Genomic DNA, 14,427 nt, shown 5'->3' with positions numbered 1-14,427 from the left:
GCCCGGGTGTCGATGCTCTAGCGCATGGGGACGAGGTCCGGGGCACGCAGCACCTCACGGGAGGCCGCGGCGTCGCTTGCTTGCGCTTCGGCGGCGCGGACGGCTTCGACCTGGGCGGTGTAGGCCTTGGTCTCTGAGGCGAGGCGGGCGTCATCCCAGCCGAGGTGTTCGGCGACGATCTCGCCGATCTCCGGGAGGGCGGCGAGGCCCCGGTCGCGCATTTCGTAGTCGAGACGTACCCGGCGACGCAAGACATCCTCGAGGTGGAGGATTCCTTCATGGGTCGCTGCGAACGCGACTTCGGCGCGTAGGTAGGCGTCGGCCTCCGCGAGCGGGCGACCGAGCTCGGGTTCGGCGTCGATCATCGCGAGCAAGGTGGGGACCTCGTCGCCGTACCGGTCAAGCAGCCGGGTGACGCGGGCCTCGTCCCAGCCGTACCGCTCGGCGATCTGCGCCGTCTGCGAGACGAGCGCGCGGTACCCGGCGGCGCCGACCAGCGGGACCTCTTCGGTGACGCTCGGGTTCGCCTTCGCGGCCTCTTCACCCAGGGCGAAGTCGACGGCGTCTTCGGCCATCACGCGATAGGTGGTGAGCTTGCCGCCAGCGATGGCCGACAGACCCGGAGCGACGCGGGTGATGGTGTGCTCGCGCGAAATCTTGCTCGACCCCTTGTCGCCACCGTTCTTGGCGACGGGCTGGAGCAGCGGGCGCAGGCCAGCGTAGGTACCGATGATGTCGTCGCGGGTGAGGTCGGCGGCCAGGACGCTGTTGGCGTGGTCGAGGACGTAATCGATGTCCTCGCTGGTCGCGACGGGGTGGGACTTCTGCTCGGTCCACTCGGTGTCGGTGGTGCCGATCACCCAGTAGCGCTCCCACGGGATGATGAACAGCACCGACTTCTCGGTGCGCAAGAAGATGCCCGCTTCGCCCTTAATCCGCTCGCGCGGCACGACGATGTGGATGCCCTTGCTCGCGAGGACCTTCAGGCCCCCTTCGCCACCGAGACGCTCGGTCTCCTCGGTCCACACGCCGGTCGCGTTGATGACCTCCTTGGCGTGCACGGGGTGGTAGGCACCGGTCTCGAGGTCGGCGATGACGGCCCCGACCACGCGCCCGTTGTCGTCCTTGAGGTAGTCCACAACCTGAGTGCGGCTCGCGGCGAGAGCGCCGTAACCGACGGCCGTGCGCACGACATCGAGCACGAGGCGGGCATCGTCGACGCGCGCGTCATAGAAGCGGATTGCCCCGACGAGAGCGTCTTCGCGGATGTCGGGGAAGAGGCGCAGGGCCCCCTTGCGGCTGTAGTGCTTCTGGCGAGGCACGGTGCGCTCGCCGCGCGCTCCGGCGAGGGCGAGCATGTCGTACATGCCGACGCCGATCGCGCTGTAGGAGCGCTCGATGACCGGCATCTTGAGCGGCCAGAGGAAGGGTTGGGCCTTCACCAGGTGCGGCGCGGTCGTGGTCATCAGCAGACCGCGCTCCTTGAGGGCCTCGGCGACCAACGGGAAGTCGAGGTTGTAGAGGTAGCGCAGGCCGCCGTGGACGAGCTTGCTCGACCACGCGGAGGTGCCACCGGCCCAGTCCTGGGCCTCGACGACCCCGGTGCAAAGGCCCCGGGTGACCGCGTCCAGCGCGATCCCTGCGCCGGTGATGCCGCCACCGACGACGAGGACATCGAGCGGTTCACCGTTGGTCATCTCGGCCAGGGCGTGTTGGCGTTGCTCGGGGGTGAGGCGGTTGCTGTACATGAGCGCTCCTTGTGATGAGCCAGGCGAATGCTGCTGTATGCCAACCAGTCTCGCGCGTGAGTGTGCATCTGAGCGAGTTCCTTGCACGAATGTGCACGAGGAGGTCAAGGGCCCACACGTACGATCGACCCGTGTCGGAACGGGACCAGAGCTACGAGGTTGCGACCGCCTACTACCTCCAGGGCGAGACGATGGAGGTCATCGCGCGCCGGCTCGGCGTCTCCCGCTCGACCGTGTCACGGATGCTCAAATCTGCCCGCGAATCCGGTCTGGTCCAGGTCAGCATCGACCCGCAGCGCCGCACGACCACGCGCGTCGAGGAGCGGCTCGGGCGCCGCTGGGGGGTGCGCGTCAGCGTCGTCGACGTGCGCGACTCGGCCGGATCAACCGCCCGGCTCGACGCCGTCGCAGGGGTGGCAGGGGCGCTGGTCTCGAGCATGATCGGCGACGACCAAAGTCTTGGCGTCGCGTGGGGTCTCACCGTCTCGGCCGTTGTGGAGCGGATGCCGCCGAAGCGGACGCGGGGGGCGACGGTCGTGCAGCTAAACGGCGCGGCCAATACGCGCACGTCTGGGATTGGCTACGCCGGAGACATCCTCGCCCACGCGGCGCAGGCCCTCGATGCGCAGGCGCACTACTTCCCGACCCCGGCCTTCTTCGACTATCCCGAGACCAAGGAGGCCCTCTGGCGCGAGGGGGTCGTCCAGCGGGTCCTCGCCCTGCAGCGCTCGGTCGACGTCGCCCTCTTCGGCGTGGGGTCGTATCGCGGCGACCTCCCTTCGCACGTCTACACCGGGGGCTATCTGACCGCCGAGGATATGAGCGGACTCGTCGAGCAGCATGTCGTGGGCGACGTCTGCACCGTCTTCGTCCGAAGCGATGGGTCCTGGGAGGACGTGGCGCTTAATGCCCGCGCGAGCGGTCCGACTCCGCGGGACCTGGCCAAGGTGCCGCGACGGGTCTGCGTGATGGCCGGGCCCGACAAGGTGCCTGCCCTGGCGGGTGCGCTTCGCTCGGGAGTCGTCACCGACCTGGTCCTCGACGACGCCGCCGCGCGGGCATTGGACCGGATCGATCCGTAACCCTGCCCGGCCCCTGGTCAGACGGGTAGGAGCCGGGTGACGAAGAGGCGGAGTTGGTCGAGATTGCGGCACTCGTGCATGTCGATGACCTCGGCGTACCGCCCGGCGACCGAGTCGCCGGTGTCCCATTGACCCGCCGGTTCGGGGTTGAGCCAGGCCGCGTGGCGGGCCTGGCGGACGATGGCCCGCAGGGCCTCGACCTGCGGGTCGGTGTGGTTGGTGCGGGCGTCACCGAGGATCAGCACCGTGGTGCGCGGCCCGATGGCATCGAGGTACCGGTCGGCGAAGTCGGCGAGCGCCGTCCCATAATCGCTCGAGCCATGCCAGCGGGCCATCGCCGCGGACTGAGCGACCTGCGCCCGTACGTCATCGCCGAGTTTCGCGGCCTGGACGAGGTCGGTGATCTCGTCGCAGACGTTGATGAACCCGAAGAAGCGCACCCGCCGGAACTGTGTGGCGAGGGACTGCAAGAGCAGCATCGTGAAGCGGGAGAACCCGATCACCGATCCGGACATATCGCAGAGCAGGACGATGTCGGCGCGGCTGCGGTGGCGGCGCCGGTACGCCGGTCGGACCGGGACACCACCGGTCGACATCGCCCGCCGCAGGGTCCGGCGGATATCGACCGAGCCGCGAGACTGGCGGCGCTGCCGAGCCGAGAGCCGCGCCGCGAGTTTGCGCGACAGGGGCCGGATCGCGGCCTGAAGTTCTTGGGCATCGGTCCGCCCAGTGAGCAGGAAATCCTTGCGCTCTAAGGGGTCGACCACGCCGTAGCGGCTGATCCGCTCAGTGCCGCGGACCTCGGCGTTGCGGCGGCGGGCCTCGGCTTCGACGCGGAGCCGGAAGGCCGCGACGCGCTCGCGGATCTCGTCTCGGTCGTAGCGATCCGAGAAGCGCTCGGGTCGCACCGCCGGCCCCTCTGGGAAGGGGGAATCCCAGCCCGCATGCCCCGACGACCCCGAACCACCGGATCCCGAGGCGCCCCCAGCTCCCGACGAGCCACTGCCGCCGCTGCCGGCGCCGGAGCCTCCCACCATGTCCCCAGCGTCGCGGGCGTGTTGTAAGGCGGCGGCGATCGCGGTCTGCGGGGCGAGGGTGTCGAGGGCCTGTTGCGACGACCAACCGCCGAGCGTGGCGTCGTTGGGGAGGCGGCCGAGCTCGGCGAGCGTCCGGGCGGCGAGGCGCTCGAGTTCTTCGTCATCACCGGCGGCGAGGGCCGCGGCGAGCGCCTCGCGGAGCGCGGCGGCGCGTTCTCGGGGGGTCCCCCCTTCGCCGGTCACCACGCCGACCCGATCGCCGAGCGCTGCCGGGAAATGGATGTCGAAGAGTTGGTCAAAGACCACCCGGTCGCCAGCCCGGCGCATCATCGCGGCGGCGAGGCCGGCCCGTAGGCGCTCGCGGTCATCCAGCCCGAGGGTCGCCGCGACCGCCGCGGCGTCGGTCGTCTCGGATGTGCCGACGTTGACCCCATGGCGGCGCAGGGCCTGGCCGAGCGCGACGAGGCGGGCAACGAGCGGCGCGCTCCCTTCGCTAGGCACGAAGCTCCAGCCGAGTCGCAGCGGCCTCGATGTCCTCTCGGTGTTTCAGGACGACACCGAGGGTGGCTTCGATCAGCGCGGGATCGAGGTCGTCGGCGAGGTCCGGCCCGCCGAGGTCCACCAGGGTGCGGGCCCAGTCGATCGTCTCGGCGACCGACGGTGATTTGCGCAGGCGCATCCCCCGAAGTGCACCGATGAGCCGGACGACCGACGCGGCGATGGTGGCGTCGAGGTCCGGGACCTTCACGGCGAGGATCTGCTGCTCGAGCGCGGCCTCGGGATAGTCGATGTGGAGGTAGAGGCAGCGGCGGCGAAGCGCTTCGGAGAGTTCACGGGTCGCGTTAGAGGTCAGGACGACGAAGGGGGTGTGCCGCGCGGTGATCGTCCCGAGCTCGGGGACCGTCACTTGGAAGTCGGAGAGGATCTCGAGCAGCAGTCCCTCGATCTCGACATCGGCCTTGTCGAGTTCATCGATGAGCAGGACGACCGGCTCGGGGCTGCGAACCGCTTGCAGGAGAGGGCGATCGAGCAAGAACTCGTCGGTGAAGATGTCATCGCGCACGCTGGACCAATCGGCCTCATCGGCCCCGGTCGCGTCATGGTGGGCGCCGGCGGCGGTGATCCGCAGGAGTTGCTTGGCGTGGTTCCACTCGTACAGGGCGCGGGCCTCGTCGACCCCTTCGTAGCACTGCAGGCGCACCAGGTCGGTTCCGGTCGCGGCGGCGACCGCCTTGGACAGTTCGGTTTTGCCGACGCCCGCGGGGCCCTCGATCAGCAGGGGCTTGCCGAGGCGGTCGGCGAGGTAGACGGTCGTGGCGATGGCATCGGAGGCCAGGTAGCCAGCCTGCGCGAGGCGGTCACGGACATCGTCGATATCGGCGAAGCGAGGTGCGCTCATGTGGCCAGTAAAGCCGGTCGCCCTACGCTGATGCGCATGGCGCCCCGCGTGATCCACACCGCCCAAGCACTCGTCGATGCGGTGTTGTCCGTACCGGACCTGCCGCAGCGCGGCGGCAATGTGATGGCTTCGGCGTACGCGCGGTACGCCGGGGGAGCGGTCAATATCCTGATCGCCGCAGCCCGGTCGGGCGCCGAGTGCGTGCATGCAGGCGCCCATGGGACCGGTCCCAACGGGGACCTCGTGCGTGCGGCTTTGGCGGCCGAAGGGGTGGCGCTCTCTGCTCCGCCCATACCCGATCTCGACACCGGCGTCTGCGTCGTCCTGCTCGAGCCGAGCGCCGAGCGCACCTTCGTCACCACCCAACTCGCCGAGCGCAGGATCACTCCGGAGTCGCTCCAGATGAGCGAGCCGGTCGCAGGGGATCTGGTCTGCGTCAGCGGCTACTCCCTCTTCGGCGAGACCAGCGACCCCCTTCGCCAGTGGCTCGCGGGTTTGCCCACCGGGGTCGAGGTGGTCCTCGATCCCGGGGATGCCATCGCCGATCTCGACCCAGGCGTACGCGACGAGGTGATCGCACGCACGGGCGTGTGGACGTCCAATGCCTCCGAGGCCCGGGCCCTCGTCGGACCGATCGAGGATTTGCTGGCCTTGGCCCAGGGCGTGCGTAATCGCCTCGCTCCCGATGCGGTTGCCGTGGTGCGGGACGGGCCGAAGGGGTGCGCGGTTGCGACTGTCGGTGGGGTGAGCGCCGTGCCCGGGTACCCGCAGGAGGCGGTCGACACCAACGGCGCGGGAGACACCCATACCGGGGTCCTCGTCGCCGCGCGGGCGGCTGGGCTGGACTGGATCGAGGCGTGCCGACGAGCCAACGCCGCCGGAGCGCTCAAGGTCACCCGCCGCGGCCCGGCGTCCGCCCCAACCTCAGCCGAGATCGACGACTTCCTCGCCAGCCACCACTGACCGGGTCTGATCCGAGGCTCCGACCTACATTTCACAAGACACCCGAGCGACCCGGAGGACCGTCATGCAGGTTGCCGACCAGATCATCGCCCAACTCCAAGCGGCGGGGGTGCGCCGGATTTACGGCATCGTCGGCGACAGCCTCAACCCCATCGTCGACGCCGTCCGGCGTACCGGTGGCGCGGCCGAAGGGGGAATCGACTGGATCCATGTGCGTCACGAAGAAGCCGCCGCACTGGCCGCCGCGGCCGACGCGCAGCTCACCGGCGAACTCGCGGTCTGCGCCGGGTCCTGCGGCCCGGGGAACCTGCACCTGATCAATGGCCTCTACGACGCGAACCGATCCCATGCGCCCGTCATCGCGATCGCCTCGCACATTCCAAGCGCCCAGATCGGCATGGAGTTCTTCCAAGAGACCCACCCGGATCGCCTCTTCGTCGAGTGCTCCGTCTACTCCGAACTCGTCAGCACTCCCGAGCAGTCTCCCCGCGTCGTCCAGTCGGCCATCACGCACGCCCTCGGCGCGAAGGGGGTCGCCGTGATCACTCTGCCGGGCGATATCGCCCAAGAGAAGGCGGTGGGCTCGGCGCCGCAGTTCCGTCGGGTCAGTGCGGGGACGATCGTCCCCGACGCCGAGGTGTTGCGGCGGCTGGCGTCGCTCATCAATGAGGCGAAGAAGGTCGCGATCTTCGCCGGCGCTGGGGTCGAGGGCGCTCACGACGAGGTCATCGCCCTCGCCGAGAAGATCGGCGCTCCGATCGGGCACTCTCTGCGCGGCAAGGACTTCATCCAGTACGACAACCCCTTCGATGTGGGGATGACCGGTCTGCTTGGTTACGGCGCGGCGGCAGCTGGCATGGAGGACGCCGACCTGCTCCTGCTGCTCGGCACCGACTTCCCGTACGACCAATTCCTCCCTGGGACCCGGACGGTCCAGGTCGATACCGATCCTGCGGTCCTCGGACGTCGTACGGAGGTGGATCTGCCGGTCCACGCCGACGTGCGTGCGACGGTGGAGGCGCTCACGCCGATGGGGGAGACCAAGCCCGACCGCAGCTTCCTCGAGGCGATGCTGAAGAAGCACGAACGCCTCATGACCAAGGCAATCGGCGCGTACACCCGCGATGTGGAGCACACGACGCCGATCCATCCGGAGTACGCGGCGAGCGTGCTCAACGAGGTGGCCGCCGAGGACGCGATCTTCACCGCAGACACCGGGATGTGCAATGTCTGGACGGCGCGCTATGTCCAGCCGAACGGTCGGCGCCGCCTGATCGGCTCCTATCTCCACGGTTCGATGGCCAACGCGATGCCACACTCGATCGGCGCGCAGTTCGCCTATCCGGACCGTCAGGTGATCTCGGTCTCCGGGGATGGCGGACTGTCGATGCTGCTCGGTGACCTCCTCACGATCGTCCAATACAACCTGCCGGTGACGGTGGTCGTCTTAAACAACTCGAGCCTTGGGATGGTCAAGCTCGAGATGCTCGTCGACGGATTACCTGACTTCGGCGTCGACGTCCCGGACGTGAACTACGCCGGGATCGCTGCCGCGATGGGGCTGCAATCGATGCGCGTGGTCGAGCCCACCGACCTGAAGGATGCCTTTACCAACGCGCTGGGGCACAAGGGTCCGTCGCTGGTGGAAGTCATCACCGACCCCTTGGCCCTCTCCTTGCCGCCGAAGGTGACGGGTAAGCAGGTCTTCGGCTTCGCGACCGCGGTCAGCAAGATCGTGCTCAACGAAGGGGCCGGGGAAGCCGTCGCGATGGTGCGCAGCAACCTGCGCAATATCCCGCGGAGCTAGCCGGAGCCGGAGAGTTCGGAGCGGCACCGCTGCTCGAAGGTGTCGAGTTCGGCGATGGCCGCCTCGATGTCGGCGCGCCGCTGCTCGAGGTCCGCGCGCCGCTCGTCGATCTGCGCGAGGACATACTCCAACTGGCTCGTCTTGCCGCGAGGGGCGTCGTAGAGATCGATGATCGTGCGAATCTCATCGAGCGGGAAGCCAAGCCTCTTGCCGCGCAAGATCAGTGCCAGGCGGGTGCGGTCGCGGCGGTGGTAGATCCGCGTCGTGCCTCGGCGCTCGGGGGAGATCAGGCCAAGGTCCTCGTAATGACGCACCGTGCGATGCGTGACGTCGAAATCGGTCGCGATCTCGCGGATCGACCAGGTGCGCTCGCCCTTCGCGATGGGCACGCTCGGGCGCGGGTCGGTCCTCGCGCCACTTGTCATGCCTCGCAGTTTGCTTTACGTTGACGTTAACGTCAAGGACGACGAGAGGGCCGTCACTTCTATGTTCGAGTTGAGCCAGGACCATGAAGACCTCCGCGCGGTCGTGCGCGATTTCGCCGAGCGCGAGGTCGAGCCGCACATCGCGCAATGGGACCGCGACCACGAGTTCCCCACCCACCTGATGCAGATGATCGGCGACCTTGGCCTCTTCGGCCTGGTGGTCCCCGAGCGGTTTGGGGGCAGCAAGGAAGAAGGGGGAGAAGGGGGACCCTTCACCGCCTTGTGCGTCGCCATCGAAGAACTCGGCCGGATCGACCAGTCGATCGGGATCACCCTCTCGGCGGGCGTCGGGCTCGGGATTAACCCGATCTTGAGCTTCGGCAGCGACGAGCAGCGCGAGCGCTGGCTGCCCGATCTCGTCGCGGGCCGCGCCCTGGCGGGCTTCGGACTCACCGAACCGGACGGCGGCTCCGACGCAGGCGGCACCCGGACGCGTGCCGAGCGAGACGGCGACGAGTGGGTCATCAACGGCTCGAAGGCCTTCATCACCAACTCCGGCACGGACATCACCTCGATCTGCACGGTGACCGCCCGGACCGGGACCGCCGACGACGGTCGGCCGCGGATCAGCGCCATCATCGTCCCCAACGGCACGCCCGGCTTCACCGTTGAACCGCCGTACGACAAGCTCGGGTGGAACTCCTCGGATACCCACGGCCTCACCTTCGACAACTGCCGGGTGCCGGTGGACAACCTGCTCGGCACCGAGGGGCACGGCTTCCGCCAGTTCCTAAAGATCCTCGACGATGGCCGCATCGCGATCTCCGCGCTCGCGACCGGCCTGACGCGCCGGATGCTGGAACTGTCGACCGCGTACGCGAAGGAGCGCACCGCCTTCGGCAAGCCGATCGGCTCGAACCAGGGCGTCTCCTTCCAGATCGCGGACCTGGCGATGATGGCCGAGGCCTCCACCGTGCTCACGTATAAGGCCGCATGGCTGAAAGACGAGCACGACGCCGGTCGCCGCAGCGCCGCCGAGGTCGCCAAGGCTGCCTCGATCGCCAAGCTCTACACCTCCGAGGCCGCCGTCAGCGCGACCCGGATCGCGACTCAGATCTTCGGCGGTAATGGCTTCATGGAGGAGTACCCGGTCGCCCGCTTCTACCGCGACGCCAAGATCCTCGAGATCGGCGAAGGGACCTCCGAGGTGCAGCGCATGGTGATCGGTCGCCACCTCGGGCTCACGGCATGACCGCGTATCCCAGCGACCCCCGGGTCGGCGATGTCCGCGAGCGGCTGAAGGCGGCCCTCGTCGCGTCGGCGGCGCCCACCGAGCGGGCCGCGGCGAAGCTGGAGAGCCAAAACAAGCTTTACGTCCGCGACCGGATTGCCCTCCTGATCGACGAGGGCACCTTCGTCGAGGATGGGCGCTACGCGAATGCGCTCGCTCCCGGTCTGCCCGCCGATGGAGTGGTGACCGGTCGGGGCCTGGTCGACGGCCGTCCGGTGATCGTGATCGCCAACGACCCGACGGTCAAGGCGGGGTCGTGGGGAGCGCGCACGGTGGAAAAGATCGTCCGCGCGACCGAGATGGCCCTGCGCGAGGAGCTTCCCGTCTTCTGGTTCGTTGACTCGGCTGGCGCTCGAATCACCGACCAAGTCGAGATGTTCCCCGGGCGTCGTGGCGCGGGGAAGATCTTCCACAACCAGGTGGCCCTGTCCGGCAAGGTCCCGCAGATCTGCTGCCTCTTCGGCCCGAGCGCAGCGGGCGGCGCGTACATCCCGAGCTTTACCGACCTTGTGATCATGGTCGACGGCAACGCCTCGATGTACCTCGGGAGCCCGCGCATGGCCGAGATGGTCGTCGGCGAGAAGGTGACCTTGGAGGAGATGGGCGGCGCGCGGATGCACTGCACCGTCTCCGGGGTCGGTGACGTCCTGGTCTCTGACGACACCGAGGCGATCGAGTTGGCCCGGCTCTACTTCAGCTACCTCCCGCAGAACTGGCGTTCCCCCCTTCCGGAGTACGCCCCCGAAGCGCCGCATGAGGCGCTCACTGCGGCGGCCATCCCCGAGCGCGAGAGCCAACCCTTCGACATCCATGACGTCATCGATGGGCTCATCGACGACGACTCGTTCTTCGAGGTCAAGGAGCTTTTCGCCCCTGAGATCGTCGTCGGTTTTGGCCGGATGGCAGGCCACACGGTCGGCATCGTCGCGAACAACTCGATGGCGAAGGGGGGCGTGCTCTTCTCGGATTCGGCCGACAAGGCGACCCGCTTCATCCACACCTGCGACGCGTACTCGATCCCGCTCATCTACCTCGCCGACGTGCCGGGGTTCATGATCGGCAGCGAGGTCGAGCGCGGCGGGATCATCCGGCACGGCGCCAAGATGGTCTCTGCCGTCTCGTCGGCGACCGTGCCGCAGTTCTGCGTCATCGTCCGCAAGGCATACGGCGCCGGGCTCTACGCGATGGGCGGCCCGGGCTTCGCGCCCGACGCGACGATCGCCCTTCCGACCGCACGGATCGCCGTGATGGGTCCCGAGGCTGCGGTCAATGCCGTCTATGCCAACAAGATCGCCGAGGTCGAGGCCGCCGAGGGCGTCGAGGCTCGGGATGCGCTCGTCGCCCGGCTGCGGGCCGAGTACGAAGAGGATGTCGACCTCGAGCGGCTCGGCGCCGACCTCGTCCTGGACCAGATCATCGAGCCGGAACAGCTCCGTGAGGAGATCCTGCGCCGACTCGCGCATGCCTGCGGCCGGGATCGTCACTTCGCCGACAAACGGCGCTCGATCCCTCCGGTTTAGCGGCCTTAGGGCCGCCGACGGCGGCCCGGGCCTAGCTGTCAGCGATCTCGCGCAGGGCCGCGAGATGCGCCGAGAACGCGGCCCGTCCGTGGCTGGTGAGAGACAGCCATGTCCGAGGGCGCTTGCCGACATAGCCCTTCCTGACCTTCACGTACCCCGCTTGTTCAAGGGTCGACGCCTGCTTTGACAGGACGGAGTCTGAGACCTCGACAGCATCGCGCACGGCGGAGAACTCCGCTTCATCGACCGAGGCCAGTTCGGCGACAATCGAAAACCGAATGGGGGCGTGGATCACCCCGTCGAGGCGGTGTCGAGCGTGTTGATGCGGCATGGACGTCAGAGTTTCCACCGGATGATCGCTCCGGCGATGAGGGCCGGAAGGCTGGTCAGGGCGGCGAGCGCGACGAGTTCGACGGTGGTGGTGAGACTGCCGTCGCGGTGGAGGTAGTTCAGGGCGGAGACGGCGGCGAGCCAGGTGAAGACGCAGCCCATCATGCCGATCATGCTGGCGACTCCGGCGGAGCGCGGGGTAGAGCGGGCGACGCGAAATGGTCCGTAGATGGCAGCGCCGAGGCCAAGCAAGAAGACGATCGTGAGCACTGCCTGAGGAAGGCCCCGCTCGTCGAAGGCCCGCGATATCGCGACGAACGCGCCCACCCAGAGACCGAGCATGGCGACGGCGGACGCATGCACCTGTCGATCGTGGACCGTCCCGGTGCGGGGGCGTGCGGCTCGGTCGAGGCTTGCCTGTGCCTCCGTCGAGCTTATGGAGAGATTCGGAGGGGGCAATTCATCGGGCGACTGGGTCATGCCTCGTATTGAAGCAACTACTTTCCAAGTTGACAAGTAGTTGCCGATGTTGACTGGGCGGGCGAGGCTCAGGTGGCTGGCACGGCGCTCGGCCCCGCCACGTCCCACCAGGTGATGCCGAGCTCGCGGGTGAGTTCTCGCAGCAGGGGAAGGGAGAGCCCGACGACGCAGCTCGGGTCGCCCTCGATCCGGCTGACGAAGGGAGCGCCAAGCCCATCGAGAGTGAAGCCCCCGGCGACCCACAGCGGCTCGCCGGTCGCGATGTAGCCGTCGATCTCGGCGTCGTCGACGTCGGCGAAATGCACGACGGTCGAGGCGGTCCCACTCACCTCGAGGCCGCTGGCGGCGTCCCTCACCCAATGGCCGGTGTGCAGCACCCCCGGGCGTCCACGCATTTGGCGCCAGCGCTCGCGGGCCGTCGAGGCATCACCGGGCTTGCCATAAGCCACCCCGTCGACCTCCAGGACGGAATCGCAGGCGATCACCAAGGGCGCAGGCAGACCCCCTTCGACCAGATCGCGGGTGGGGCCGCCGGCGACCATTTCGCCCTTGGCCACTGCGAGCAGAAGGGCGAGGTCGGCCGGTGCGAGGTGTGGGTTGTGAGATCGCTCGGCGGCTTCGACAGCGTCCTCATCGACATCGCTCACGATGACCATCGGGTCGATCCCGCTGCTGCGCAACAGAGCTCGGCGTGCGGGGGAGGCGGAAGCGAGAATCACGGGCCGGGTCATGGCGCCTCACTCTAAAAGCCCCCGCGTGACGCTCGTCTCTTGGGCCCGATTGGATCTCCCTGAGGGCACGAACTTGCCAGTAACATCGGCGCACGCCACCCTGCCGAAAGAAGGCCCACGGGCCGAGAGGACGGACCATGATCCGCCGCCGTATCACCCTGACCCTTGCCGCCGCCGCCGCGAGCGCGCTCGTCATGGCGCCCGCTGTTGCCGGGACCGCTGCTGTCCCCACGACCGTTCCGGGTACCGAAGGGGCGCAGACCATTACCGGGGCGGTCGAAGCCCCACGCCCGGCCTTCTACGAACCGCCGAGCGTCATCTCCGGTGCCCCGGGCACGATCATTCGCACCGAGCCGGCGACCTTCCTGCTCGACCCGCTCAACTTGTCTTCCTCGGTCGTCTCCGCGACTCGGGTGATGTACGTGTCGCGCGACCGCTCCGGTGAACCGATCGCGGTGACCGGCACGATCTTCGTCCCCAAGACCAAATGGGTCGGGACCGGAACGCGACCGCTCATCACCTACGCGGCCGGGACCCAGGGTCTGGCGGATAAGTGCGCGCCGTCGCGGCAGATGAGCGAGTTCGTCCAATACGAGGGGGTTGGCTTCGCCGGTCTCATCACCCGCGGATATGCGGTCGCGATGACGGACTACCAGGGGCTTGGCACTCCCGGCAGCCACACCTACATGGTGCGCCAGTCCCAGGGGCAGACCGTGCTCGACATGGCCCGAGCCGCGCAGAATCTCTCGACCAGCGGCCTCACCTCAAACACGCCCGTCGGGATCATGGGGTACTCGCAAGGTGGCGGCGCCGCGGCGTCGGCGGCCGAACTCGCCGGGACCTATGCCCCGGAGTTGCAGGTGAAGGGCACCCTTGCCGGGGCCGTCCCCGCAGACCTCGCCCGCACCGGCGCCAACCTCGACGGCTCGCTGTACTCGGCCTTCCTCGCCTATGCCGTCGTCGGCCTCGCCGAGGACAACGACCTGAACCTCGCCGAGTACCTCAATCCCGCAGCGATGGACATGATGAAGAAGGTCGAAGGGAGCTGCGTCACCGACCTCCTGCAGTTCTCCTTCAAGCGCTCGTCGACCTTCACCAAGGACGGTCGCTCGCTCGGTGACTACTTCGGTGCCGAACCCTTCACGAGCGTGCTCGCCGAGAACCGGATCGGCCGGATCAAGCCCAACGCCCCTGTCCTGCTTGACCACTCGGCGCTGGATGACACCATCCCCTACGCCGTCGGCAAGCAACTGGCGAAGGACTGGTGCGCGAAGGGGGCCAACGTGCGGCTCGACACCAATGTGGTGCCGACGCACATCGGCGGCATGACCTCGCACATCGCGCTGTCGTTGCCCTTCTTCGAGGCGCGCTTCTCAGGTAAGAGCCAGCCGAGCAGCTGCTGGCGCCTCTGACCGTCACCCGGGTGGGGTGCAAAAGGTGCGGTGGGCGGCACCTTCTGCACCCCACTTCGGCGGGTGGCCTGCGAAGGGTGCGGTGGGCGGCGCCTTCTGCACCCCACTTCGGCGGGTGGCCTGCGAAGGGTGCGGTGGGCGGCGCCTTCTGCACCCCACCTCGGCGGGGGGCCTGCGAAGGGCGCGGTGAGCGGCGCCTTCT

Annotated in this window: 13 protein-coding genes; 6 read left to right on the top strand and 7 right to left on the bottom strand. The window is 68.4% G+C overall.

Features of this window, described 5'->3' with window-relative positions; translation table 11 throughout:
* Positions 1 to 17: 17 nt before the first annotated feature.
* Positions 18 to 1,748, bottom strand: coding sequence for a glycerol-3-phosphate dehydrogenase/oxidase (locus AB8K43_RS08760; protein ID WP_370893479.1), 1,731 nt, complete (start codon positions 1,746 to 1,748; stop codon positions 18 to 20).
* Positions 1,749 to 1,879: 131 nt separating this feature from the next.
* Between AB8K43_RS08760 and AB8K43_RS08755 the strand changes: the two genes are divergently transcribed.
* On the top strand, positions 1,880 to 2,830 hold the full coding sequence (locus tag AB8K43_RS08755; protein ID WP_370893477.1) for a sugar-binding transcriptional regulator: 951 nt from the start codon (positions 1,880 to 1,882) through the stop codon (positions 2,828 to 2,830).
* A 17-nt stretch (positions 2,831 to 2,847) separates the two neighbouring features.
* Here the strand turns inward: AB8K43_RS08755 and AB8K43_RS08750 are convergent, their stop codons facing one another.
* Both AB8K43_RS08750 and AB8K43_RS08745 read right to left on the bottom strand, forming a co-directional pair.
* Entirely contained in the window at positions 2,848 to 4,368 is a 1,521-nt protein-coding gene (locus AB8K43_RS08750; protein ID WP_370893476.1) for a VWA domain-containing protein, read from the bottom strand.
* The gene (locus AB8K43_RS08745; protein WP_370893474.1) at positions 4,361 to 5,266 is read right to left on the bottom strand and encodes an AAA family ATPase; all 906 of its coding nucleotides are present in this window, start codon (positions 5,264 to 5,266) and stop codon (positions 4,361 to 4,363) included. Before AB8K43_RS08745 ends, AB8K43_RS08750 begins: the two co-directional genes overlap by 8 nt.
* Before the next feature lie 36 nt (positions 5,267 to 5,302).
* Here AB8K43_RS08745 and AB8K43_RS08740 point away from each other — a divergent pair, with 36 nt between their 5' ends.
* Positions 5,303 to 6,229, top strand: coding sequence for a PfkB family carbohydrate kinase (locus AB8K43_RS08740; protein WP_370893472.1), 927 nt, complete (start codon positions 5,303 to 5,305; stop codon positions 6,227 to 6,229).
* Between the two features lie 64 nt (positions 6,230 to 6,293).
* A complete protein-coding gene (locus tag AB8K43_RS08735) occupies positions 6,294 to 8,036 on the top strand; it encodes a pyruvate dehydrogenase (protein WP_370893470.1) in 1,743 nt (580 codons plus the stop codon).
* Here AB8K43_RS08735 and AB8K43_RS08730 read toward each other — a convergent pair.
* The gene (locus AB8K43_RS08730; protein ID WP_370893468.1) at positions 8,033 to 8,461 is read right to left on the bottom strand and encodes a MerR family DNA-binding transcriptional regulator; all 429 of its coding nucleotides are present in this window, start codon (positions 8,459 to 8,461) and stop codon (positions 8,033 to 8,035) included. The genes AB8K43_RS08735 and AB8K43_RS08730 overlap by 4 nt on opposite strands.
* A gap of 61 nt (positions 8,462 to 8,522) precedes the next feature.
* On the opposite strand from AB8K43_RS08730, the gene AB8K43_RS08725 reads away from it, so the two are divergent.
* The gene (locus tag AB8K43_RS08725) at positions 8,523 to 9,713 is read left to right on the top strand and encodes an acyl-CoA dehydrogenase family protein (protein WP_370893467.1); all 1,191 of its coding nucleotides are present in this window, start codon (positions 8,523 to 8,525) and stop codon (positions 9,711 to 9,713) included.
* A complete protein-coding gene (locus tag AB8K43_RS08720) occupies positions 9,710 to 11,272 on the top strand; it encodes an acyl-CoA carboxylase subunit beta (RefSeq protein WP_370893465.1) in 1,563 nt (520 codons plus the stop codon). Before AB8K43_RS08725 ends, AB8K43_RS08720 begins: the two co-directional genes overlap by 4 nt.
* Before the next feature lie 31 nt (positions 11,273 to 11,303).
* On the opposite strand, the gene AB8K43_RS08715 is transcribed toward AB8K43_RS08720, so the two are convergent.
* The 3 genes from AB8K43_RS08715 to AB8K43_RS08705 all read right to left on the bottom strand — a co-directional run bounded on the left by AB8K43_RS08715 (position 11,304) and on the right by AB8K43_RS08705 (position 12,813).
* Complete coding sequence (locus AB8K43_RS08715) at positions 11,304 to 11,603, bottom strand: winged helix-turn-helix domain-containing protein (RefSeq protein WP_370893463.1); 300 nt, start codon at positions 11,601 to 11,603, stop codon at positions 11,304 to 11,306.
* A gap of 5 nt (positions 11,604 to 11,608) precedes the next feature.
* Positions 11,609 to 11,965, bottom strand: a complete 357-nt coding sequence (locus tag AB8K43_RS08710; protein WP_370893461.1) for a hypothetical protein — start codon at positions 11,963 to 11,965, stop codon at positions 11,609 to 11,611.
* Positions 11,966 to 12,150: 185 nt separating this feature from the next.
* On the bottom strand, positions 12,151 to 12,813 hold the full coding sequence (locus AB8K43_RS08705; RefSeq protein ID WP_370893459.1) for a nucleoside triphosphate pyrophosphatase: 663 nt from the start codon (positions 12,811 to 12,813) through the stop codon (positions 12,151 to 12,153).
* Positions 12,814 to 12,950: 137 nt separating this feature from the next.
* Between AB8K43_RS08705 and AB8K43_RS08700 the strand changes: the two genes are divergently transcribed.
* Positions 12,951 to 14,225 carry a lipase family protein gene (locus AB8K43_RS08700; RefSeq protein ID WP_370893457.1) on the top strand — a complete coding sequence of 425 codons (1,275 nt, stop codon included), beginning with the start codon at positions 12,951 to 12,953 and terminating at the stop codon, positions 14,223 to 14,225.
* The last annotated feature ends 202 nt before the right edge of the window (positions 14,226 to 14,427 follow it).

This window comes from Janibacter sp. GXQ6167, assembly GCF_041365945.1.
Lineage (GTDB): Bacteria > Actinomycetota > Actinomycetes > Actinomycetales > Dermatophilaceae > JBGFSK01.
Note: the sequence above shows the minus strand (reverse complement) of the source record. Positions and strands in the feature narration are given on the sequence as shown.

Coding starts and splice junctions, on each gene's coding strand:
- AB8K43_RS08720 (WP_370893465.1), top strand. CDS start 9,710: ATGACCGCGTATCCCAGCGACCCCCGGGTCGGCGATGTCCGCGAGCGG.
- AB8K43_RS08700 (WP_370893457.1), top strand. CDS start 12,951: ATGATCCGCCGCCGTATCACCCTGACCCTTGCCGCCGCCGCCGCGAGC.
- AB8K43_RS08735 (WP_370893470.1), top strand. CDS start 6,294: ATGCAGGTTGCCGACCAGATCATCGCCCAACTCCAAGCGGCGGGGGTG.
- AB8K43_RS08760 (WP_370893479.1), bottom strand. CDS start 1,748: ATGTACAGCAACCGCCTCACCCCCGAGCAACGCCAACACGCCCTGGCC.
- AB8K43_RS08730 (WP_370893468.1), bottom strand. CDS start 8,461: ATGACAAGTGGCGCGAGGACCGACCCGCGCCCGAGCGTGCCCATCGCG.
- AB8K43_RS08705 (WP_370893459.1), bottom strand. CDS start 12,813: ATGACCCGGCCCGTGATTCTCGCTTCCGCCTCCCCCGCACGCCGAGCT.
- AB8K43_RS08725 (WP_370893467.1), top strand. CDS start 8,523: ATGTTCGAGTTGAGCCAGGACCATGAAGACCTCCGCGCGGTCGTGCGC.
- AB8K43_RS08715 (WP_370893463.1), bottom strand. CDS start 11,603: ATGCCGCATCAACACGCTCGACACCGCCTCGACGGGGTGATCCACGCC.
- AB8K43_RS08745 (WP_370893474.1), bottom strand. CDS start 5,266: ATGAGCGCACCTCGCTTCGCCGATATCGACGATGTCCGTGACCGCCTC.
- AB8K43_RS08740 (WP_370893472.1), top strand. CDS start 5,303: ATGGCGCCCCGCGTGATCCACACCGCCCAAGCACTCGTCGATGCGGTG.